Origin of the sequence: Planktothricoides sp. SR001, from assembly GCF_001276715.1 — a bacterium.
Classification (GTDB): Bacteria; Cyanobacteriota; Cyanobacteriia; order Cyanobacteriales; family Laspinemataceae; genus Planktothricoides; species Planktothricoides raciborskii.
On sequence record NZ_LIUQ01000018.1, the window covers coordinates 34,736 to 57,197 of the forward strand.

General features: G+C 45.1%; 19 protein-coding genes. 9 read left to right on the plus strand and 10 right to left on the minus strand.

The genetic code is table 11. The features are described 5' to 3' along the window. The first annotated feature begins 252 nt into the window (after nt 1-252). From AM228_RS12675 to AM228_RS12700, 6 genes are all read left to right on the plus strand, one after another. Nucleotides 253-954: a V4R domain-containing protein gene (locus AM228_RS12675; protein ID WP_054466480.1), complete on the plus strand. Its 702-nt coding sequence runs from the start codon at nt 253-255 to the stop codon at nt 952-954. Further along, entirely contained in the window at nt 951-1,226 is a 276-nt protein-coding gene (locus AM228_RS12680) for a hypothetical protein (protein ID WP_054466481.1), read from the plus strand. Before AM228_RS12675 ends, AM228_RS12680 begins: the two co-directional genes overlap by 4 nt. Nucleotides 1,227-1,317: 91 nt before the next feature. Then, complete coding sequence (locus AM228_RS12685; protein WP_054466482.1) at nt 1,318-1,794, plus strand: hypothetical protein; 477 nt, start codon at nt 1,318-1,320, stop codon at nt 1,792-1,794. 47 nt (nt 1,795-1,841) lie between these two features. Then, nucleotides 1,842-2,510 (plus strand): V4R domain-containing protein, encoded by a 669-nt coding sequence (locus AM228_RS12690; RefSeq protein ID WP_054466483.1) that lies wholly within the window; start codon nt 1,842-1,844, stop codon nt 2,508-2,510. 188 nt (nt 2,511-2,698) lie between these two features. Continuing rightward, entirely contained in the window at nt 2,699-3,235 is a 537-nt protein-coding gene (gene bamD, locus AM228_RS12695) for an outer membrane protein assembly factor BamD (RefSeq protein ID WP_054466484.1), read from the plus strand. 101 nt (nt 3,236-3,336) lie between these two features. After that, nucleotides 3,337-6,105, plus strand: a complete 2,769-nt coding sequence (locus tag AM228_RS12700) for a diguanylate cyclase domain-containing protein (RefSeq protein ID WP_054466485.1) — start codon at nt 3,337-3,339, stop codon at nt 6,103-6,105. A 76-nt stretch (nt 6,106-6,181) separates the two neighbouring features. On the opposite strand, the gene AM228_RS12705 is transcribed toward AM228_RS12700, so the two are convergent. Continuing rightward, complete coding sequence (locus AM228_RS12705) at nt 6,182-8,806, minus strand: DNA topoisomerase (ATP-hydrolyzing) subunit A (protein WP_054466486.1); 2,625 nt, start codon at nt 8,804-8,806, stop codon at nt 6,182-6,184. A gap of 286 nt (nt 8,807-9,092) precedes the next feature. Here AM228_RS12705 and AM228_RS12710 point away from each other — a divergent pair, with 286 nt between their 5' ends. Then, nucleotides 9,093-9,491, plus strand: a complete 399-nt coding sequence (locus AM228_RS12710; RefSeq protein ID WP_054466487.1) for a response regulator — start codon at nt 9,093-9,095, stop codon at nt 9,489-9,491. A gap of 108 nt (nt 9,492-9,599) precedes the next feature. Here the strand turns inward: AM228_RS12710 and AM228_RS12715 are convergent, their stop codons facing one another. The 9 genes from AM228_RS12715 to AM228_RS12755 all read right to left on the minus strand — a co-directional run bounded on the left by AM228_RS12715 (nt 9,600) and on the right by AM228_RS12755 (nt 18,868). Further along, entirely contained in the window at nt 9,600-10,436 is an 837-nt protein-coding gene (locus AM228_RS12715) for a tetratricopeptide repeat protein (RefSeq protein ID WP_156331732.1), read from the minus strand. A 178-nt stretch (nt 10,437-10,614) separates the two neighbouring features. Further along, the gene (locus AM228_RS12720; RefSeq protein ID WP_054466488.1) at nt 10,615-10,965 is read right to left on the minus strand and encodes a YkgJ family cysteine cluster protein; all 351 of its coding nucleotides are present in this window, start codon (nt 10,963-10,965) and stop codon (nt 10,615-10,617) included. Between the two features lie 131 nt (nt 10,966-11,096). Further along, nucleotides 11,097-12,260, minus strand: coding sequence for a Gfo/Idh/MocA family protein (locus AM228_RS12725; RefSeq protein WP_082348867.1), 1,164 nt, complete (start codon nt 12,258-12,260; stop codon nt 11,097-11,099). A gap of 122 nt (nt 12,261-12,382) precedes the next feature. Next, nucleotides 12,383-13,381 (minus strand): glutathione synthase, encoded by a 999-nt coding sequence (gene gshB, locus AM228_RS12730; protein WP_054466489.1) that lies wholly within the window; start codon nt 13,379-13,381, stop codon nt 12,383-12,385. Nucleotides 13,382-13,539: 158 nt separating this feature from the next. Further along, the gene (gene grxC, locus AM228_RS12735) at nt 13,540-13,794 is read right to left on the minus strand and encodes a glutaredoxin 3 (RefSeq protein WP_054466490.1); all 255 of its coding nucleotides are present in this window, start codon (nt 13,792-13,794) and stop codon (nt 13,540-13,542) included. 185 nt (nt 13,795-13,979) lie between these two features. Further along, nucleotides 13,980-14,729: a cistern family PEP-CTERM protein gene (locus AM228_RS12740; protein WP_054466491.1), complete on the minus strand. Its 750-nt coding sequence runs from the start codon at nt 14,727-14,729 to the stop codon at nt 13,980-13,982. Between the two features lie 684 nt (nt 14,730-15,413). After that, nucleotides 15,414-17,138 carry a GTPase HflX gene (gene hflX / locus AM228_RS12745; protein ID WP_082348869.1) on the minus strand — a complete coding sequence of 575 codons (1,725 nt, stop codon included), beginning with the start codon at nt 17,136-17,138 and terminating at the stop codon, nt 15,414-15,416. Nucleotides 17,139-17,343: 205 nt separating this feature from the next. Continuing rightward, a complete protein-coding gene (locus AM228_RS12750) occupies nt 17,344-18,126 on the minus strand; it encodes a hypothetical protein (RefSeq protein ID WP_231636776.1) in 783 nt (260 codons plus the stop codon). Nucleotides 18,127-18,448: 322 nt separating this feature from the next. Next, nucleotides 18,449-18,868: a hypothetical protein gene (locus AM228_RS12755; protein WP_054466494.1), complete on the minus strand. Its 420-nt coding sequence runs from the start codon at nt 18,866-18,868 to the stop codon at nt 18,449-18,451. Between the two features lie 487 nt (nt 18,869-19,355). Between AM228_RS12755 and gcvT the strand changes: the two genes are divergently transcribed. Together gcvT and ftsH are read left to right on the plus strand one after the other, a co-directional pair. Then, nucleotides 19,356-20,495, plus strand: coding sequence for a glycine cleavage system aminomethyltransferase GcvT (gene gcvT, locus AM228_RS12760; protein WP_054466495.1), 1,140 nt, complete (start codon nt 19,356-19,358; stop codon nt 20,493-20,495). A 73-nt stretch (nt 20,496-20,568) separates the two neighbouring features. After that, nucleotides 20,569-22,452: an ATP-dependent zinc metalloprotease FtsH gene (ftsH, locus tag AM228_RS12765; protein ID WP_054466496.1), complete on the plus strand. Its 1,884-nt coding sequence runs from the start codon at nt 20,569-20,571 to the stop codon at nt 22,450-22,452. Nucleotides 22,453-22,462: the final 10 nt, after the last annotated feature.

Consider the following 22,462-nt stretch of genomic DNA (forward strand, 5'->3'; position numbering starts at 1 on the left):
TTTTCTCTGTCAATATTCGGACAAATATTCGGACAAGATATTGGGATCGGATATGGGGACTAGATCATCCACAACATCATGGACAACATATTGGTGCAAAATAATACATTAAAGCTTTCTATTGACCCTTGACCGCAAACAGTGAAGCGCTAACCGTTAACCGTTAACCGTCAACCGTCAATTAATCAAGCTTTTTCAGGCGATTGCAAATTTGATTGGAAATATTCAATTGGAAATAGGAGTATAAACCTTATGGTCGTCTCCACGGGTCAACAAGCAGCTACCCAACTCACACATTCTCTCCGAGCCAAACATCCCAAAAAGCATAATCATTACGGGTTTAAGGACTTTTTTCATTTTGATGCCGCCCAGGGCAGCATTACCGACTGGAATCAGTCTCGGAATATTTTGACCAGTGAAGATTTTATTATTGGGTTAGTGGAAGGATTAGAAGAAGAAGTGGGTCCTGCTTCTTCGGTGATTATGTACACCATTGGCGAAGAATGGGGCAACAAAGATGCTGCTTTTTTTAAAGAATGGTTTGAAAAAGAATATGAACGAGAAGTGCGCCAGACAAATTTAATGTTTTTATTGGAAACATGGTGGTGGCCTTTTACTTCTCAAGGGTGGGGACGATGGGAAGTCGATTTGAGCGATCGCAAACATGGATTTATGTTCATTAACTTATTTGATTCTGCCGTAGCTCGCACCCTGGGAGATGTGGGCAAACCTGTTTGTTATATCTACGCGGGGTTATTTGCCGGTTTCTTTAGCTGCTTAGTGAAAAAACCCTTAAGCTGCATTGAACTGCAATGCTACTCAATGGGCGAAACTTACTGTAAATTTCTCATCGGCAACAAAGATCGGATTGATGCGGCTGCTTTTTGGCAAAATGAAGGAGCCACCGCTAACGATATTCAACGACGAATGCAATCTGGGGATCGATTAAAATGAGCAATGGTAGGACTTTACTAAAACTATCAGTCGATCAGTTTTTTAGCCAATGTAACTGGGCTGGTCAACCCCTAGCAATTCTGGAAAATATCGATCAAGAAACTGTTCCCGAAATTCGACTAAGTTTATTGGTGGCAGAATATTTCCGCTTAATTCCCTGGGAAGGAACTCCTATTATCGGTTCTTTACCAAAAGTCTCCGCTAATCTTGATTTGCTAGAAAATGATCCGCTTGAGGATGTCACCCTTGAGGATCTCCTCGACTCTTTTTAGTATGCTTGAGTAGTAGGGGGGGGCTGGGGGGTTGCCCACCCTACATATTGCTGACATACTATTTGTCCACATCTACCTAAGAATTAACGCTATGCATCCAGAGCTTTTGAGCCTACTAGAAACGGCTGAACAGCGATACCTAGAACCGAAAGAGATTGAACTTTATCGTCGTCATGCGGCATCTTTGAATAGACGCTTACAAACCTATGAACTACTGCGAGAACAAGAAACGAATATTTTTCAAGCGATCGCCGATGGATTAGTCAAGATATTGCCCAATGAGAGCGAACAAAACTTAGAACGGTGTTTGAAATATTGGTTATTGATTGTTCGCTATAGTGCGACGGCGATGCTGATCAACGATCTTTCTTATTTACAAAACCGTTTACAGGATTGGGTGAAAGGTTTCCTAGAAACTTATGAAACCTATCAAATTGATGTCCAGATTTATGAATTGCTGATGCAGGAATCAACAAACCATCTATCTCCAGACGATCTTAGGTTATTAGAGCCGGTTTTTCAAAAAGCCAAAGATTTAATTATCCCGACCGAAACCGGCAATTCCTGATAAATGACAAAGATTTTCATTCAAGTAAATAGTGATGAGGCACCAGCATGATTTCTATCGCCAATTTGTTAGAAGACAACGAGAAACTTTCGGGAAATTATTTTGCCTGGGATGTTTATGTGAAGGGGGATTTAGAATTAGGATTATTAGAGAATCGTCGGGGCGATCGCCTCTTGGCTTTACCCGATACCCTGATTGAGGCTATTTACAGCGGCTTGGAAAAAGAAACGGGATCCGCCACCCGTTTAGTTTTGTTTAATTGTGGCAAATGGTGGGGCAAGAATTTATATGTGCGGTTCTGCGAAGAAATCCAGGATTACTATAATAAATCAATTGCCGAAATGGACATGATTTCTTTTGTCCAATGTTTGCAACAATTTTGGAAAACTCATGGCTGGGGATTATTTGAATTTGACCAAAATTATTATCAAAAAGGATTTTTGGTCTTTAAAATTACTAATTCTTCTTTTGCCAAAAAAACCGAGAACTGGTCGGGGCCTGCTTGTTTTTTAGAAGCGGGAATTTTAACTAGCTATTTTAGTCAACTCACGGGGCGAGAACTTGCCTGCGTGCAAACCACTTGTGAATCCCTTGGGGCTGATTGTAATCGGTTTATTTTGGGCTTGCCAGACCGTCTGGAACCTGTGGAAGGTTGGGTGACAGAAGGTTTAGACCATGAGACGATTATGCATCGATTGTCTGAAACCAAAAATTGAAGCCAAAAATTAAAGATGTTTGGTCTTAATTTGCTGGGTAAAATTGGGGGCGGCGATCGCACATCAGATCCGCCCCCAATTTTATGTCTGATTGATCTTATCTCTGATTGATCTGCTGATGGGCTGTCGCGCCAATTGGATATCCGGCTCGATACAATATTGATCAAGTAATAATAAGTTCTCAGACTATGAGCATTAAAAATAAAAATTTAATTGCCGGACTGGAAGCCCTGAAAGCCAAGGATTACGAAGAAGCAATTTTTCAACTGGAAATCGTTTGTGAGACGGAACTGGATCAAACAACCATCGAAAAAGCCCAGATCAATTTGGTAGCGGCTTATGAACAAAATAACCAAATTGAAAAAGCCCTAGAAACTTGTCAAATGCTTACGGATAGCAAAAATCCCATCCACAAAAAATGGGCGAAGTCGGAAATGCCCCATTTGGCCAAGGTATATACGGCAATTTTAGAAGCACGGGCAAAAGCCAGCCGCAAAACCGCGAAACAGAAAGCCATTCACTGGTTGGTTGAATTTATTAAACGCTATCCCCAAACGATTTTATATGCTTATCAAGTTAAGTCGATTTGGCAGAAAGTGCAGCAACGCTGGGAACCAATTCAGGAATTTATGGATCGCACCGGGGAGGCGATCGTTTATAAACTGATTGAATGGTTTCCTAAGTTTACCCAAAAACTTAAGCAAATTACCCAAAAACAAAAGTAATATTGGGATTGCCTCTGTTTGACTAAAGATGGTTTACAGTAGGGCTTCACTAGATTCAATACAAAGAAATATTCTTTACTTTGAAAAGCTGGAAAAATTTAATGCAAGTTAATCATTGGAACAGACATTTAAAGGGAGCGATCGCCCGCATTCCTTTACGAGTTTTTCTAGTAGTTCCGTTTCTGCTGCAACTTTCTACGATTGTGGGCTTAGTTGGCTATCTTTCTTTCCGCAGTGGACAAGAAGCAGTGCAGGATATGGCAGAACAGCTAATCCATAAAGTCTCAGAACAAGTCCGCGATCGCCTCGATCATTATTTACAGACCCCGCAAAAACTGATTGCCTTAAACTTATTAGCCATTGAACAGGGAAATCTGAATCTAGAAAATGTCTCGGAAATTCAACAACGATTATGGCAGGAAGTTAAAATTTATGAGGATATTAATAGCCTCAAATTGCTCAATACTCAAGGGATTATTGTCGGAGTTGGGCGGGACAAAGATGGGAGAATAAGTGCGCCGAATTCCATCATTCTCGCATCAGGCAATGAGAAAGAAAGAAATTATTATTTGGCTTCGGAGACGGGAAAACCCACCCAGTTAATTCAATCCCTGAAAATGGATAATCGCGATCGCCCTTGGTATCAACAGGGAATTAAACAACCCCCGAATACCCAAGCATGGACACCGATCGCCCCTTGGACAGGGGTGGATTGGGCCAGCATGAATGCGATCGCACCGATTTACTCCAAAGGGGAATTATGGGGGGTATTTGGGGCAAATGTGATTCTTTCCCATATCAGCTTATTTTTAAGCGAAATGTCTTTTTCTCCTCATGGTCAAATATTTATTATGGAAAAAACTGGGGATATCGTAGCAACCTCCACCAAAGAAAAACCTTATGTAAAAAACATTAAAGGCCAGAAATTAATTCGCCTACCGGCGGTAAAAAGTCAGGATTGGCTGACTCGAACCACCGCCCAGGAAGTGATTAAGCAAACCAAAAACTTGGCTCAAATCCGTAACGGTGAATGTTTAGAATTTTTCGCCAAACCCCCCGATCAAAAGTTTTGGCAACTCCCTCAACGTTATTTTACGGAAGTGTTTTCCTATCAAGATGATTATGGTTTGGACTGGCTAATTGTCATTACTATTCCTGAATCTGACATCATGGGGAAAATTTATCAAAATGTGCGTGATACTTTGATTTTAGTCAGTCTGGCTTTGACGGCTGCAATTCTGTTGGGAATTTATACATCCCAATGGATTAGTCAACCGATTTTGCGGTTACGGAATTCGGCTCAGGCGATCGCCCAAGGCAACTTTGAATGTGACTTGCCCCCTGTATTAGTCAAGGAAATGCAACAGCTTACGGATACTTTTGTCTATATGGGCGATCGCCTGCATCAGTCATTTCAGGAAATGAATCATTTAAATCAACAACTCTCAGAAAGTCAAGCCAGATTAGAAAAATTCCTCGAAGCCATTCCCGTGGGGGTAGCGATTCACAATGCCAAAGGTTCATTAGTTTACATGAATCAAGCTGCAAAAAAACTGTTAAACTCAGAAATAAAGGCTGATGCTGATATCTCAGAGCAGGTGATTGCCTATCAATTGTATTTAGCTGATACTGATATACTTTATCCCCTGGAAAATTTACCTGTGGTCAAAGCCTTGAAGGGAGAAATTGTCAAAACAGAAGATATAGAAATTCACGCCAATCATCAAATAATTGCGATTGAAGCTGAAGCGACGCCTTTTTTTGACCCCCAGGGATATATTACTCATTCAATCGTAGTTTTTCAAGATATTACAGCCCGGAAATCGGCGGAAAAACTCATGGAAAATTACCAGAGTGAATTAGAAAATAAAATTATAGAGAAAACGAAATATTTACAAGCGGAAATTGAAGAACGCTTAAAAATTGAAACCGTCTTACGAGACAATCAAATCCGATTTCAGTCCCTTTCTGATGCCGCTCCTGGGGTAATTTATTCTTCGGTGCAGCGAGGAAATGGCTCGATTGAATTTGAATATGTCAGTCGCGGAATTGAATCAATTTTTGAAGCAACGGTGGCGGAAATTTTAGTCGATCCGTTACGGTTTATTTTGGGAGAAATGCATGAAGAAGATCGCCAGGGATATCTGAAAGCGCTTGCCACCAGTGCCAAGACATTAGATTTATTTTTCTATGAGTGGCGAATCATTACCCCCTCTGGTCAATTAAAATGGTTACAAGCTAATTCTCGTCCCGAACTCAGAAAAAATGGGGATATTTGTTGGCATGGCATCCTGTTGGATATTAGCGATCGCAAACAGATGGAAAATGACTTAAGAATTGCCAATCAACAGCTTGAACAATTAGCCCAAACCGATGGCCTGACTCAGTTGGCGAATCGTCGCTATTTTGATCGATACTTATCCCAAGAGTGGGAAAAAGCCCGCCAAGAACAGCAGCCAATATCACTAATTTTGCTGGACATTGACTATTTCAAAAAGTTTAACGATAGTTATGGCCACCAAGCGGGAGATGATTGTTTAAAGCAGGTCGCCCAAGGGCTTCAGCGGTCAATTCGCCGCACCACAGACCTGGTAGCCCGTTACGGGGGCGAAGAATTTGTCGTCGTTTTGCCGAACACTCAGCAACCAGGGGCAGTGGCGATCGCCCAACGCATTCAGGCTCAGGTGCGATCGCTCTCAATTCCCCATCAAGCTTCCGATATCAGCGATATTGTCACCGTCAGTATGGGGATTTGCACCACGATCCCAGCCGGTGAGTCCCCAGAGGCATTGGTGAAACAAGCGGATGTGGCTTTGTACCGCGCCAAACAGCAAGGGCGCGATCGCTATCAAGACATGGTGGGAGCGTGAGAACCCCTACCCTGTCTTTGAACCCTGGAAGAGTTTAAACCCCCTTGTATTTCCGTAATTTTATCGGTTTCATACCTCAAGATTCATCCACAACCATCGATAAATTTAACGAGACAATTTGTTCGTGAGGTTGCAAGATTTTAATGCGATCGCCTGACCCATCTTTCTCCCATAACTTCACCGCATTCATCGGCAAATTTAACAACCGATCTTGACTGGTCACGAGAATAACTTCACCAGTTTTCACCGCAGGAACAATGCCGACCACCGTATCGGTTTGATTTTTAAACTGTAAAGATTGAGTGCCAATATCTCCGGGATTTGCCAAACGGAGGCTGCTAACTTTCATCCGTTTAGCCCAGCCATCTTGGGTACACAATAAAAATTTGTCTGCCTCATTTAGGGTGACAAATCCGACCAAACTTTCCTGTTTTCCTAAACGTAAAGCTTGTTGGGCTTGTGTACCATAACTCATCATTGGTAGATGGTCGTCACTCACTTCTAATCGTAATAACCGCCCCCCAGAAGTGGCCAAAATCACAAATTCTCCCGGTTTAGTCAAATTCACCGATAACAATTCATCCCCATCTTTCAGCTTGACGACGGTTAAGCCGCGATTGCTTAAATTGCTAATTTGTTCCACAGAGATGCGCTTAATTCTGCCCCGCTTGGTTAATAAAACTAAATCAGTGGCATTTGTTTGATCGGAAAGGAGTAATTGTGTAGCAATAATATTCGGATCGCCTTGAACTGAATTCGGCAACAAAGTAATCAGGGGAGTGCCCCGCCCCTCTATGGGTTTTGAACTGCGACCGTTGGTTAATTGCAAGTCACGCAAATTTAAGGGATAAGCTTTGCCGGTACGAGTAAAAACAACTACGGTTTTGTCCGTTCGAGTGAGATAAATTTGCCGGCTAAAATCATCGATCGCCTTGCCAATGACTTCGATATCTTTGGTGGCGCTATTATCTGGTTTTGGCCGTTCAAAATTTTGGGGAGAAAATCGTTTCACATACCCCCGGTAAGTGAATTCTACCACCGTATCTTCCGGTTTAAATGCTACATCTAGAGCTAGTCCTGCCCCTGCTGCGGCTGTGGTTTTAGCCTGTTTTCCCGCAGATTTTTTCTCCGTTGTCAGATTTTGACTTTTTGTGCCTTCGCTGCTTATTTGCGCGGCCACCATTTTTTGGCCGACGTTTTTAGGGGCAATAATTCGCGTCCGCCGCTCATCACCGTATTTACGCTTGAGGGCGCGTAAATCTTTCTTTAATGCCTTTAACAGTTCGTGGCGATCGCTCAATAACTTTTGCAACTCTTGTTGCCGTTGGGTCAGTTGATCCAATTCGGCTTGTAATTTTTGCCGTTCCAAGCCGGTCAGCCGACGCAAGGGCATGGCTAAAATCGCCTCCGCTTGGCGATCGCTCAAATCCAACTCCGTTTGCAATCGCATTTTCGCCTGAGTACCATCAGGACTATCCCGTAAAATCGCGATGGTGCGATCGAGATTCGTTAGCGCCAGTAAACTCCCGGAGAGAATATGCAGTCGATTTTCTGTTTCTCTAAGTTCTTGAGAATACTCTTTTGTCAGAGTTTCTTCACGAAACCCTAAAAATTCTTGCAGAATTTCTCGCAGGGTAAGCTGTCTCGGTTCCCCGTTTACCAAAACCAGTAAAATTGCCCCAAAATTGCTTTGTAATGCCGTGTGCTGATAAAGCTGTTCCCGGACGATTTCTGGATCGGTTTCTCGCTTCAGTTCAATTACCACCCGCATCCCATCGCGATCGCTCTCATCCCGGATATCCGCCACCCCCGAAATCCGACCCTCATTCACCAAATCGGCAATTTTCTCAATCCAAGCGGACTTATTCACTTGAAACGGCAACTCGGTGACAATAATCGCATTGCGGCGATGGCGTCCCCGACTGCGTTCGATTTCTTCAATGGCCGTAATTCCCCGAACCGGAATCGTCCCCCGACCAGTGGTATATGCGGTATAAATCCCCTCGTTATCAACAATTTCACCGCCCGTGGGGAAATCCGGGCCGGGAATCAACTTAAATAATTGTTCGTCTGATAACGTCGGACAATCAATCAGGGCAATTAAACCATCAACCACCTCGTTGAGATTATGAGGAGGAATATTCGTCGCCATTCCCACCGCAATGCCCGAACAACCATTCAGCAACACCACGGGTAATTTCGCCGGGAGTACCACGGGTTCTTGTTGGGAATTATCAAAATTGCTAACAAAGTTCACCGTAGCCTCACTAATGTCTCCGAGCAGTCCTTCCTGACCGATCGCCGACAAGCGGGTTTCGGTGTAGCGCATTGCCGCAGGAGGATCGTTATCGATCGAGCCAAAATTCCCATGACCGGCAAGTAAAGGATAGCGGCTGGAAAAAGTCTGTACCATCCGCACCAAAGCATCATAAACCGCTTGATCGCCGTGGGGATGATATTTGCCTAACACATCCCCGACCACACGCGCACACTTGCGATAAGGTCTATCTGGGGTTAAACCCAACTCGTGCATAGCGTATAAAATCCGGCGGTGTACGGGTTTTAAGCCATCGCGCACGTCGGGCAATGCTCTGCCAACAATCACACTCATGGCATATTCAAGATAAGACTGCTGCATTTCTGTATGCAAGGCAGTCGAGATTACCTGCCCACTCGACAGAATCGACAACTGTTTTGCCATGAGGAACCTCTCATTACCAATAAACTTTCTGACATCGAAGGAATATTTTAAGCCCTAAAACTCGTAGGATACGAATACAGGACTTACGCCCCTTACCAGAAACCGACGGTCTTATTTAAATCTGATATATGGCGACTAGATGGGGGAATTTACTCAGTCCACTGAAAAGGGCTGATGCATAAGTCTTAGAATAGTAACCGAAAGGCGGGATTTAATCGCAATCTCAAATCCTTCTCTTCGATACACTATGACAATTAATGCATCAGACAGCAAAAAGGAAAGTGGTATGAAAACAGTTTTAATTGTGGAGGACGATCCCGTCAATGCCCGGGTTTTTTCTAAAATCCTGGCCAAACGGGGGGGCTTAAATGTCAAGCACACGGAAAATGTGGAAGAAGTGATGCACATCGCCCAAGCTGGAGAAGCGGATCTGATTCTGATGGATGTTTCTTTAGCCAGAAGTGTTTACAATGGCAAAGCGGTTGATGGGATTAAGATTACCCAAATATTGAAATCCGAGGAGAAAACCAAAAACTTACCGATTATTCTGGTGACGGCTCACGCAATGGCCGGAGATAGGGAAGCCTTTCTGGAACAGAGTGGGGCTGATGGCTACATTTCCAAGCCGGTGGTGGATCATGAAGAGTTTGTTAAGCAAATTAAAGCCATGTTAGGCGAAAATTAAGCAAAAATTAAGCGGCAATTAAGCAAGTTATTCGTTATTCGTTAAAAAGTTATTCGCCTAGCCAAATAAAGAATAACGAATAACGAATAACGAATAACGAATCAATTCCTATTGCCCTGGTAATCGTATGGGTTCTGGGGGTGCGGAACTTTCGATTTGGGCTAAAGTGGCCTGCATTCTAGGGGTTTGTAAGAATTTTTTGGTATCTTCTAACAACCGATCTCCCCACAGGTTTTCTCGGAGAAATTCGATTTGGCCATAACGGGCATCTAAACGCAAGGCTTTTTCGGCGATCGCGTAAGCTTCTTCGATATTTCCTTGGATATAAAACGCCACGGCGATCGCTAACTGGGGTTCGGCGGCATTCGGGTCAATGACAACCACAGACTGCCATCTATTTAATGCCGCTTGTTTTTTGCCTTGTTCATATTCGATTAAGCCAATATTATTTAAAGCTGGCCAGAATGTTTCATCGACGGCCATCGCTTTTTCATATTCGGCGATCGCCTGTGGCAGCTTGTTGAGCTTATAGTAAGTATTGCCCAATTCAAAGCGGGCGATCGGCAGATCCGGTTTAATTTTCAACCCTTCTTGTAAGTATTGGATCGCCCCCTGATAATTTTGCTGTTGAAAGTTGCTAGATCCTAGAGAAAACAGCACTCCTGCCAAAACTTCCCAGGTTCTTTCTTCCTTTGGCGCTAACTGGGTGGCTAACTTTGCGCGAGCCAAAGCCAAGTCATATTGCTGAAACTGCGCTAACTGAGCCGCTTGTTGGGCCAGTCTGACTCCCTGAATTTCCAACTCTTGTTGATCCAGTTCCTGGGTATGTGGCAATAATGCCTGCCCTTTAGCGGTCGGCGCGACAGTACACAAACCCAATATCACCAGCAACGAAATTAATAAATTACTACCCTTTGGCAGGGTACTGCTTTGAAACAATTGCATTCTTATTTCCGCTTTCTTGAGGCCATCTGATTTGAATCTTGACACATAGGACTGACTGACCGAATCACCTCCCGAAGTTCCTTTGGCAACAATTGGCTACCATTGGTGATTTCTCAGCTTGAAAAAGCGTCAGTCCCGATCAAAATTTTAACGAAAATTTTCACTGGTCGAGCGCCACCTATACTCCCACTTCGTGGTTGAACCGCTGTAATTCCCAAGCTTGTTCGCCATACACAGCAGAAATCTGTTCTTGACAACAAGTAATGGCAAAATCATTTAACTCTTCCGGTTCAATGTCATAGAGTTCGGCAAATACATCCGCTTGGACTCGACAAAAGCGAGGCCGATCCGCGTAAATGCCACAACGACGGGTCAGGCGATCGTAATGGATGCACCAGCCATCAGCCCCGACTAAGCTGAGATACAGTTGCCAGTCTTCTGGAGAAAGATAGTCTTCCACGTCGGGGCGATCGCTCGGATCCAAGTTACAACAAGCCCCACATCGTTCAATACACCGCCAAGTCGCCATTGTTGATCTCCCTCATTATTTCTGATTGTTTACTTCTGTGCCCGGATCCAGAAAAATCTTGACTGATTTGTTTTCAGACGAATTCCCTTCACCGCAGGATCCGGGCATCCGCAACCTAACCGAGGTTGCGGTCAAGAATTGGCTAAAAATTGCTCGAAATTTGGTACTGTGACCCAAGTGCCGGTGGCGTGAGATTCTAATGTTAAATCCATTAACAGTTGAGAATAGACTCCTTCTTTCAGGGAAGGGACTACGGTCTGACCCCTGTGAATGCCTTGAACCCAGTTGTCCACGACGCGGATAAATGGGGCTAGTCTGCCATCGCTGTAAGTCTGCGGAAATTGTAAGCGATCAGGAATTTCCATATGACGCAGGTCTTCCCCCGCTGGGGCGCATTGAATGGTAAAGCCATGTACATAGTCTTTTTGGTTGCTGCTGCCAAGGATTAAGGTGCCGCGATCGCCATAAACTTCCACAAAATGTCCCCGTCCTTGATAAGTGGTAGAACTTAGGCAAACGTTGACCGGGGTGCCATCAGTCAGTTCTAGCATCAACAAACAACTATCATCCGCATCCACCAGTTTCAGTTTACCGCCGTCAGCGGGATCCGGACGTTCCGTAATACTCGTAGATAAATGCCCAGATAACCGCTTGACTGGGCCAAATAACCAGCTAATATAATCAAAGGCATGGGAACCGATCGCCCCCAGTGCCCCGCCCCCTTTGTCTTTTTGGGAGTACCAGTTCCAAGGGCGATCGGCAGCAGCCCGACTAGAGGCTAACCAGTCTATTTTAATTAATCGTTTTTCCCCACAATATCCTTCGTCCAATAATTCTTTAAAGCGTTGCCATGCCGGGACAAAGCGAAATTCAAAATCCATCGTGGCGATCGCGCCTTTGGTCTGGGCTAAATGATACAGCGATCGCGCTTCTTGGGCAGAAAGAGTAGTGGGTTTTTCTAATAACAAATGCTTTCCGGATTCTAACACAATTTTTGCCATCTCATCGTGCAAAAATGGCGGAGTTGAAATACTCACCGCCAGCACTTCTGGGAGATTCACCAATTCAGTTATTTCGTCACAGGCATTGGGAATTTTATAGGCATCAGCGAGTTCACTAGCCTTCTCAATATCCCGGTGATAAACAGCTACAATTTCCGTTCCGGGATGGGCTTGGAATCCGGGAATATGAATTTTTTGCCCAAAACCCGTCCCCACAATGGCGACTCCCAGGGGCTTATTTTCCCCGGTTTGACTGGCATAATCAGCGGCCACATTTATTCCTGAATCTGTCATAAATCTCTCAATTAAACTTATTCAAAACATCACTAATCTCTCAAATAATATACCAGCAGTAAATTTAATCCTGATCCCTCAAAAAATAACCGCATTATTTAGAGATTAGTGCTAATAAAAAACTATTTCTTTGCGGATGAATTCGGCAGATTTTTAACTTGTGCTTCCACCCACCGGATTACTTGCTGACCCAAAGGCACGCAATCCGGGTGAAACAAATCAACTTCCCGAATTCCCGTGGGACTGGTGACATTTACTTCCGTTAAATAACCCCCAATCACATCCAGGCCGACAAAATATAACCCATCTTTTCTTAATTTCGGGGCAACAGTCGAACAAATTTCCCGCTCTCGGTCGGTAATCTCCGTTTTCACCACTCGACCGCCCACGGCCATATTGCCCCGAAATTCATTGCCACTAGGGACTCGATTAATCGCGCCAATGGGTTCGCCATTTAACAGGATAATTCGTTTATCCCCCTCTCGGGCAGCGGGTAAATAAGTTTGCACGATCGTTGGCAGAGTCCCTTGTTGGGTACTCAGTTCAATCAGGGAGTTAAAATTCGGGTCGTCAGGTTTCAGCAATAAAATCCCTTCTCCAGCTTTACCCCCAATGGGTTTGAGCACTGCCATCCCTTGTTTTTCGGTAAACGCCCGAATTTCTGACTTATGTTGACTGACAATGGTCTCTGGGATGACGTTGGTAAACTGGAGGCCATACATTTTCTCGTTGGCATTGCGGAGTCCAGCGGGATGATTCAGCACCAGAGTTTTCTGGGGGTCGATATAGTCGAGAATATAAGTGGCATAAAGGTAGGCCGTGGTGACTGGGGGATCGGTACGCATGAACACCGCATCCATGTCTTCCAGACAGCAAAGACGGCGATCGCCTACTTCATACCAAGATTCGACTTTTTGCCAACGTCCTGCCACCCGTTGCACGGGAGTTAAACGAACTGGCTGCAAATTCGCCCAAGCTGTAGAGGCGAACACACTTAACTGATTAATTTCCGTAATCCAAACTTCATGGCCAAGCTCTTGGGCCGCTTCCATCATGGCGACGCTGCTATCGTGTGTGGGATCGAGCTTGTGGATTGGATCGATGATAAACGCAAGTTTCACGTTGACTTCTCTTTTTAAATTCGTTAGCCACCGTAATCCATTAAACCCCCAAACGTACCGAAAAAAGCGATCCGCCCGGTCGAGAGGATCGCTGTGAAGTTGAATATTTTTCTTGGCATCTTTTCTTGATTCCTGGGAACCCAGGCCGCCAAAATTCCCTACTGGAGCAAGGGATCTAACTCACCGGCACTTTCCAGGGCATGAAGATCGTCACAACCACCAATATGGCGATCGCCAATAAATATCTGGGGCACAGAACGACGACCATTAGCGCGAACGGACATGGCATCGCGAGCCGCCTCATCCCCATCAATACAATATTCCGTGAACTCCACACCTTTTTTTGTCAACAAGCCTTTCGCTCGGATACAGAAAGGACAACGGCTCCATGTATAGATTTCCACTTTCGGCATAGTTGCTCCCGATCTCTGGTTTCGTAATATTTCTTAATCAACTTTTACTATAGTATTTTATGCCTAAAGAAAAGAGGCGATCGCCTCTGTTGAAAAAAAACCCTCCCCAGTTGGGGAGAAGAAAAGCATTTAACTTCGCAAGACCATATACCAGCTATCAGGAGGATGCCGATTAGCCTTAAATTTTATTTAGTTACTTGCTTTCTTCGGCGTTGTTGAAGGAAAGCAAATCCAGTCACTAAAAGTGCGGTGACTGTACTGGGTTCGGGGATGGCTTTCGGTGCGGGGGGTTCATAATACGGCGTCCCTCTACCAGTCCCACTGGCCCCACTAAACCCACCACCATTAATGCTTTGATAACGCACGCCAAAGTTGCTCATGGCAAAGCTTTGCACCGACTTAGTTAACTGAACTTTGGCGGTGAATGCAGCCACCCCATCGGCGGTAGAAACGCCACCTTGATTGCCTTCGCCACCACCGCCTTTGCAGTTATTTTTATTATTGATAAAACAGGCTTCAATACCCCCAAATCCATTGGGCAAAGAATCATTAGTATGAGCGTTGGCAAAAACGCCACCTGTAACGCTGGCGCTTTTGATCTCTGCTCCGTCCAGATTAAAGCCTAGGGCGCTAGTCCTAGAAGTAATGTTCCCAGTTGAAGTATTATCCAACTGAATCCCGAAGATGGCCTCCGTGCCGGTAAATGATTGCAGGGTGAATTTTGCCCAAGAGGTCAAATCATTAACATTTTTCCCTCCGACATTCCCATCAAAGTTGACCGTAAAGGACTTACCCACATCCTGAGCGCTAATATCCTCAATGGTTGCGCCATTGAACACAAAGGCGGCTGCCGAGGGAGCTTCAATCAAGAAACCTAGCCCAGCAGAAGATATAGCGGCTACCCCAATTCCTAATTTCACTGTTTGTTTAAACATTCTCTTTCCCCTCTTCTACCAAAATGTTGTCTTGGTGAACCCTTGCTTGCTCGTGTTTGCCGAATCATCCTTTGGTTTAGATACATCCCATTCTCCCTGATTTTAACTTAAGAAAGTTAGGGCTCACCTTCTGAAGCATCCATTTGGTTACACCGCAGTCAAACCCTAGTATCAGTTTATAAACTAAATTCCCTCTTTGGCTAGGAATATTGGCAAGCTTTACCAAATCTTTAATGAATTCAGGGAGCGATCCAGAGATTTTTGGTAAAAACACTGATTTATCTCGACTTTCCGCCGTTTTTTTTTCATGTTTCAGTATTTACACGGATTTGTATCTGGCTCATTCCTTATGCTGCAATCGGTTATTCAGCATTGAGATGAGAATACGGAAATATTGTTCTGTAAGTAACAATCAAGATTTCACCCCTAAAGATGCCAAAAATGCGGCGATCGCCTCTAATGATAAGCTTTTTAAATTAACATAATATACCCAAAGAGAAGATGTTTTGCGTAAATTATCTGCAATTCAAAGGCAATTTTGGCACAGTGCCAAAATGAATGATGATGGAATTAGTCAATCTAAATTTAGGAATTTAGATTGACTCAACGATCGAGCATCCCCAAAGTAAAGATACTTATTTTAAGTATAAATACGGAAACTTTGACTTTTGTAAAGCGAAAGTTTCACCCAGAAGAAACCGCATAGTCAATCAACTGAGCAAGCCGATGACGCAGAGTTTCTAAGCCAATCCGTAGATTTGCAGAAATATAGACCCCCAGGGGAAATTCTTCCTGGGCAAGTCTTAAGGTTTCGCCGTCTACCTGGTCAATTTTGTTAAACACAATCAAAGCGGGGCCAGGAGCGATCGGCATTGAGCGCAAAATCTCTGTGACTGAGCGAATTTGACTTTGCCAAGCGGGATGGGATAAATCCACGACGTGCAATAAAGCATCTGCCTCGGTCACTTCTTCCAGGGTAGCGCGAAAGGCATCCATCAGAGTCGGCGGCAGTTCGTGAATAAATCCTACCGTATCGGTTAATAAAATTGGCATGGGTTGCCCGGTTTGTGCATCGGCAATCACGACTCGGCGGGTCGTGGGATCCAAGGTAGCAAATAATTGGTCAGCGGTGTAAACTTCCGCATTAGTTAAGGCATTGAGTAAGGTTGATTTCCCGGCATTGGTATAACCGACGATCGCCACCGTTGCCACTTCTTGCTTTTGCCGACGTTGCCGCATCCGATTTCTATGGGCTCGTAATTGGTTCACTTCCTGTTGCAGTCTGGCAATTCGGCGACTAATCGCTCGCCGTTCGGTTTCTAATTTGGTTTCCCCCGGCCCTCTGGTGCCAATGCCGCCCCCTAAACGAGACATGGCTTGACCCCGCCCGGTGAGTCGCGGCAAGGTATATTCTAGTTGGGCTAATTCTACTTGTAGTTTACCGGCAGCAGATTGGGCCCGTTGAGCAAAAATATCTAGAATCACTTCGGTGCGATCGACAACTCGGACACCGATTTGGATTTCTAGGTTGCGGACTTGTGCGGGAGATAAGTCGCGATCGAATACAATCAAGTTCGCCCCGGCGGTCTGGGCAGCCAGGGCAATTTCTTGCACTTTCCCTGTGCCGACGACAGTTTGCGGATGAGGGCGGGGACGTTTTTGCCGCACCGTTTGGACGACTTTGCCTCCGGCAGTATCTACTAATCTCGCCAGTTCCACTAATTGATCTTCAAATTGTTCTGGGGTTAGGTCATCGGTCATTAAACCCACGATTAACACTAAGTCTTGGTCAGCGTCTACTTCTCTGGCTACGAATTGACTCTGCAATTCCGCTTCTAAGCCTTCAACCAGATCCAAAAAGTCTTGGGTGACTAAGGTATCCAAGCTAACTGGTGGGGAGACTTGCCAAAAAATATCGAGATTTTCTGATGCTGAACTCTCGATGTCTTGTGGCATTTGTGGGATTAAATGCGCCAAGTAGGTTTCTTTCACATACCCAGTCGCGCCACCGCCGCGCCGTTCAAATCCACTCCCGGTGAGGGTCAAGACGACTAAAGCATCTAAGCGTTGAATTGCCATTGCGGTCAGAGAGGCTTCACTGGGGGGACTGGATTTGAGGGTTGTGGCAATGCAGCGAATGCCACTGAGACGACCAGCCCCATAGCGGGGCAGTTCTAAGGGAGGAATTTGGGTTTGACGCGGCGAACCGACGCCGACCCGAATGACTTGACCTCGGCGGTTGAGGTAAGTGCAGACGGGTTGGCCGATTTCGGTGCTGATGGCGGCCAGCCGCTGGGCAAATTCCGGGGTGGTCAGGCAGTCTACGGGTAAGCGTTGGTGATAAAGCCGACCGAGTTGTTTGAGTTGACTAGGTTTTAAACCTTGAAGGTTGCCGTATATCGTTTCTATAGACTTTTTTGACCAGAAATTCTGGCCCCTCCTATCTACGGTGTTCACAGAATCACAGAATATATTATATTCAGCCGGGGAAATTGTCGGGGAGACGGGGGCGATCGCGGATGAGAAAATCTAGGTTTTGGCAAAAAATTTAGTCAGGCGATCGCCTAAATTCGGTTTCAGTCAACAGCTACTAGATGTTTCAGCAAACATTAATTTATCCGTTCCGGCCTCTTGACTTGTTGACAATCTCAAGTCGATAGGGATGAAAAGTTTTAATTTTTTCCAGTTGATGCGGGAAATTTTCCCCCACTACATAAAAATCCCGAGGATAGACCCAATTGCTATCCAGCAGCCCATGAATCATGATTCCCGTCATCACCGCATAATTAAAAATATTCGGACTTAGCTGTTTTAATAGCAAATTATTAATATCTATTGAAATAATATTACACGCCAGTTTAGTCATTTTAATTAAATCGGGCTTACTGCCATATTTGATATGAGATAAAAGCTTCTGCCGAATTAAACTTTCTTCCAGGTCTTCCAAGTCGAGAATCATGTTAAAATGTCCTCTATTCAGTTCATTCACAATCAACTCTAAAGAACCACAAGCATGAGATGGTTTATCAATTCCATGCCGATAGACCTTACCAATTTCCCCATATCTAGAAATGGCAATATGCGGCATTCCGTAAAAAGTAAACCGACGCATTCCATCATAAATTGGGGTATGTGCTGCCGCTGCGTTTATCCCCGTTCTGCCAATGGTTAAAAAACCGCCTAAACTACAACAATTAAAAGTTTTTCCCCAATATTTGACTACTTCATTAAATAATGGCTCAGTAATTTCGTCTCGACAAAGAGCCACCATGCCCATTGTGTTTTCAGATTCAAAGCCATAATTTTGTAAGACATCAAAGGTTTTTTTCATGTATTCTTCCAGGAGCAAAGTCCCAGGAAAATGCTTTTCGATGACAGCAAAAAATTCAGGAGTCATAATTGAAATTTTTAGGGTTTGAATTGATTGAATAAAGCTCTTATAGTTGGGCGATCGCTATCGAGGTTTGATGCACAAAGCAAGGTTAGGGTGGGCAAGTATTTGCCCACCCTACTACGGATAGCTCTTATATGTACTATAAGTGGAGAACATCAGCAAGAGTAGCAAAGCGTAGGGTGGGCAAACATTTGCCCACCCTACTACGGATTTCAGAGAGGATCCTATCGATTCGCCTGTTGGCTTGCGCCACTGGCGGCGGCTTGGGTTAAGTTAGATAAGGCATAACCTGTGCAAGACAATACCTCCGATCGCTGACTGAGGGTTATTCAACAGCTTGTGTACTCATTACACTAATTGTCTCGTTATAAACCGCGATCGCAGTGGTTAACTTAGTCATCACCGTGACCACCGTTTGCCGCGCTTCAATGGAAATCATTTGACCGGCAAAAAATACCTCACCTTCCCCAAGTAATTCACTAATTAAAGACTTGGCACCTTGAAGCACTGCCATGAGGACACTGCGACCGGCGAACTGAAAACGACCACCGACAATATCACTGGTAGTCACGATCGCATTCATTGCCATCACCCCACCGGCATTATTAAACCGGCCATTATTTCCACTGCGTGAATTGTTGCGCGTCACTGTGACATTCACCGCTACGGGGTCTGATGACTCTTGTACCGGGTCACTTGCTTCGGTTGCCGGTTCTGTTGGGGCGCTAACCTCGGCGGTTGCCACGGGTTCAGCGACGGGTAATTAAATTAAGTAAAATTAGGGCGGATTATGGCGATCGGGCTGCGGAGAGGCGGGGGTGCAGGGGAGCGTCTTGTGCGGGGGAGCAGCCATCGTGCAGGGGAAAGTCGTAGGGGCGTCCTTGCGAAGCATAATCCGTCAGGCCTTATGGCCATTCGCCCGTACAAGTGAAAAGTTGAAAGTCGTAGGGGCTTTCTGGCCATTCGCCCGTACAAAAGAAATATCACTGTTCCCTGTTCCTTGTTCCCTGTTCCCTGTTCCCTGTTCCCTGTTCCCTGTTCCCTATTCCCTATTCACTATTCACTCTCTCCTGAAGCTCCTCTGCCGACGGCGGGTTCCTCTGCGCCTCTGCGCCTCTGCTCGATTGGCGGCCGCTCCACACAAGACGCCCCTGAAATAAGTCAAAGGTGCCGTCAGATGGCACGAGTTTTTTCTAAGATAAACATATTGATTTGTAAGAGAAGAAGAATTCGTGGCTAAGTCACCAGAAGCAAACAAAACTCCGCAAACCCTTTCCCGGACTCCGCTGTTCGAGGTTTGCGTTGAACTGAACGCCAGAATGACCGAATTTGCTGGCTGGGAAATGCCGGTGCAATATAGCGGCATTACGGAAGAACATCAAGCAGTCCGAACCACTGCGGGAATGTTTGATATTTCCCACATGGGTAAATTTATCCTCAAAGGCAAGGATTTAATTCAGAAATTGCAATATTTGGTGCCATCGGATTTGAGTCGGTTACAACCCGGTGAGGCTAAATATACCCTGCTGTTAAATCCCCAAGGGGGCATTATTGATGACATTATCTTTTATTACCAAGGTCAAGATGCCACTGGGGAACACCGGGGACGGATGATTGTGAATGCGGCAACTTTGAACAAGGATAAAACTTGGTTATGGGAAAATTTCCAGGGTTCTGATGTGGAACTGCAAGATTTATCTCCCGAAAAAGCGTTGATTGCAGTCCAAGGCCCTGACGCGGTGAAGCATTTACAATCTTTGGTAGAAACGGATTTAACTGCTGTTAAGTATTTTGGTCATTTGGAAGCGCCGGTTTGTGGCGGATTGGGCTTTTTCGCCCGAACAGGTTACACCGGAGAGGATGGCTTTGAGGTGATGGTAGACCCGGAAGTGGCGGTGACGCTGTGGCGCAGTCTGCTGAACGCTGGGGTGACGCCTTGTGGTTTGGGCTGCCGGGATACTCTGCGTCTGGAAGCGGCGATGCCCCTTTATGGTCAGGATATTGATGATACGACTACGCCCCTGGAAGCGGGACTAGGTTGGGTGGTTCACCTGGATAGTAAAGGAGACTTTTTCGGTCGAGAAGTGTTGGAGAAACAAAAGCAAACTGGGTTGTCACGGCGTCTGGTGGCTTTGGAAATGCAAGGGCGCTATATTGCCCGTCATGGTTATGGGGTGAAAGCCGACGGTGAGACGGTGGGAGAAATTACCAGTGGCAGTTGGTCGCCGACTTTGCAACGAGCGATCGCCCTTGCTTATGTACACACGAACCTCGCGAAATCTGGTCAAGAATTAGAAGTCGAAATCCGAGGGAAAAGTTATCCCGGTGTGGTTGTGAAAAAACCTTTTTATCGTTCTCCCAATCGGAGTTAACCGTTAAACAAACCTGGAGGCTTGGCCTCCGGTTTAAACCTCCGTGAAACTTGCAAATAATCTGGAAGGATATATGCCTCTAATTAAAAAACCTAAATTTCGCTCCTATTTCAATTTAGGTAACTTGCTGATATTAGTGGGTTTATTATTATTAGCCGCTAATTTTATTTTGCCTCGTCGCCAAGTAATTCCTAGGGTTCCTTATAGCATTTTTATCTCCCAGGTAGAATCGGGACAAGTCGAGGCTGCCCAGGTGGGTGAACAGGAAATTATATATTACTTAAAAAATACCCCTCAAGCTGGTGAAACCCAGGAAAAAGCTAACAATCGACCCAGACAATTAAGGGCAACTACGCCAATTTTTGATTTAAGTTTACCCCAACGATTAGAAAAAAATGGGGTGGTTTTTCAAGCGGCACCGCCCCCACAAAATACCTGGGTGGGAACGCTGATTAGTTGGGTGATTCCCCCAGTGATTTTAGTGTTAATGTTTCAGTTTTTTATGAGTCGGGATAGTCGGACTCAAGGGAGTCTTTCTTTTAGTAAGAGTAAGGCGAGAATTTATGTGGCCGGAGAGGATACTAAAATCACTTTTGCCGATGTGGCAGGGGTGGAAGAAGCCAAGACTGAGTTAGCAGAAATTGTGGAGTTTCTCAAAAGTCCAGAACGCTTTGCGGAGATTGGGGCACGCATTCCTAAAGGGGTGTTATTAGTTGGCCCGCCGGGAACAGGAAAAACTCTGCTGGCTAAAGCGGTGGCTGGGGAAGCTGGGGTGGCATTTTTTAGTATTTCGGCTTCGGAATTTGTGGAGTTATTTGTGGGTACTGGGGCGGCCAGAGTTCGCGATTTATTTGAACAAGCAAAACAAAAAGCTCCTTGTATTATTTTTATTGATGAGTTAGATGCGATCGGCAAGTCTCGGAGTAGTGGGGGAACTCCTAGTGGGAGTAATGATGAACGGGAACAAACCCTGAATCAATTGTTAACTGAAATGGATGGGTTTGCCGCAGGAAAAGCTACGGTGATTGTGTTAGCAGCAACTAACCGCCCGGAAACTTTGGATGCAGCTTTGTTACGTCCCGGACGCTTTGACCGTCAAGTTTTGGTCGATCGCCCGGACTTGGCTGGACGAGAAGCGATTTTAACTACTCATGCCCAAAAGGTAAAGTTAGGAAGTGATGTGGATTTACACGCGATCGCCGTGAAAACTCCGGGTTTTGCTGGGGCTGATTTGGCTAATTTAGTTAATGAAGCGGCTTTATTAGCGGCCAGAAATCATCGGGAAGCGGTGACAAAAGAAGACTTTAATGAGGCGATCGAACGAATTATTGCTGGGTTAGAAAAGAAAAGCCGCGTCCTCAGTGATAAGGAGAAAAAAGTAGTGGCTTACCATGAGGTTGGTCATGCCTTAGTTGGTGCCATTATGCCCGGGGCTGGGAAAGTGACCAAAATTTCCATTGTGCCGCGAGGAATGTCCGCTTTAGGCTATACTTTGAAAATGCCCACAGAAGACCGCTTTTTAATGGATGATAGCGAATTTCGCGAACAAATTACTATGTTACTTGGCGGTCGGGCAGCAGAAGAAATTGTCTTTAACCGCGTCACTAATGGGGCATCGGATGATTTACAACGGGCGACGGATTTAGCCGAACGCATGGTGACAGCTTATGGCATGAGTAAGGTATTAGGGCCTTTAGCTTATCAGCAAAATGATGCCAATAATTTCTTAGGTAATCGGTCAATGAATATGCGACGCATGGTTAGCGAGGAAACCGCTAAGGCGATCGATGCGGAAGTGAAAACTATTGTCGAAACCGCTTATGAGAATGCATTAGCTTTGCTGAATTATAACCGCGATTTGTTAGACAGAATTACTGGAAAATTATTAGAAACTGAGGTGATTGAAGGGGAGGAATTAGATGCCCTTTTAGGTCAAGCAAAACCTGTGCAAGAATAATCACCACAGA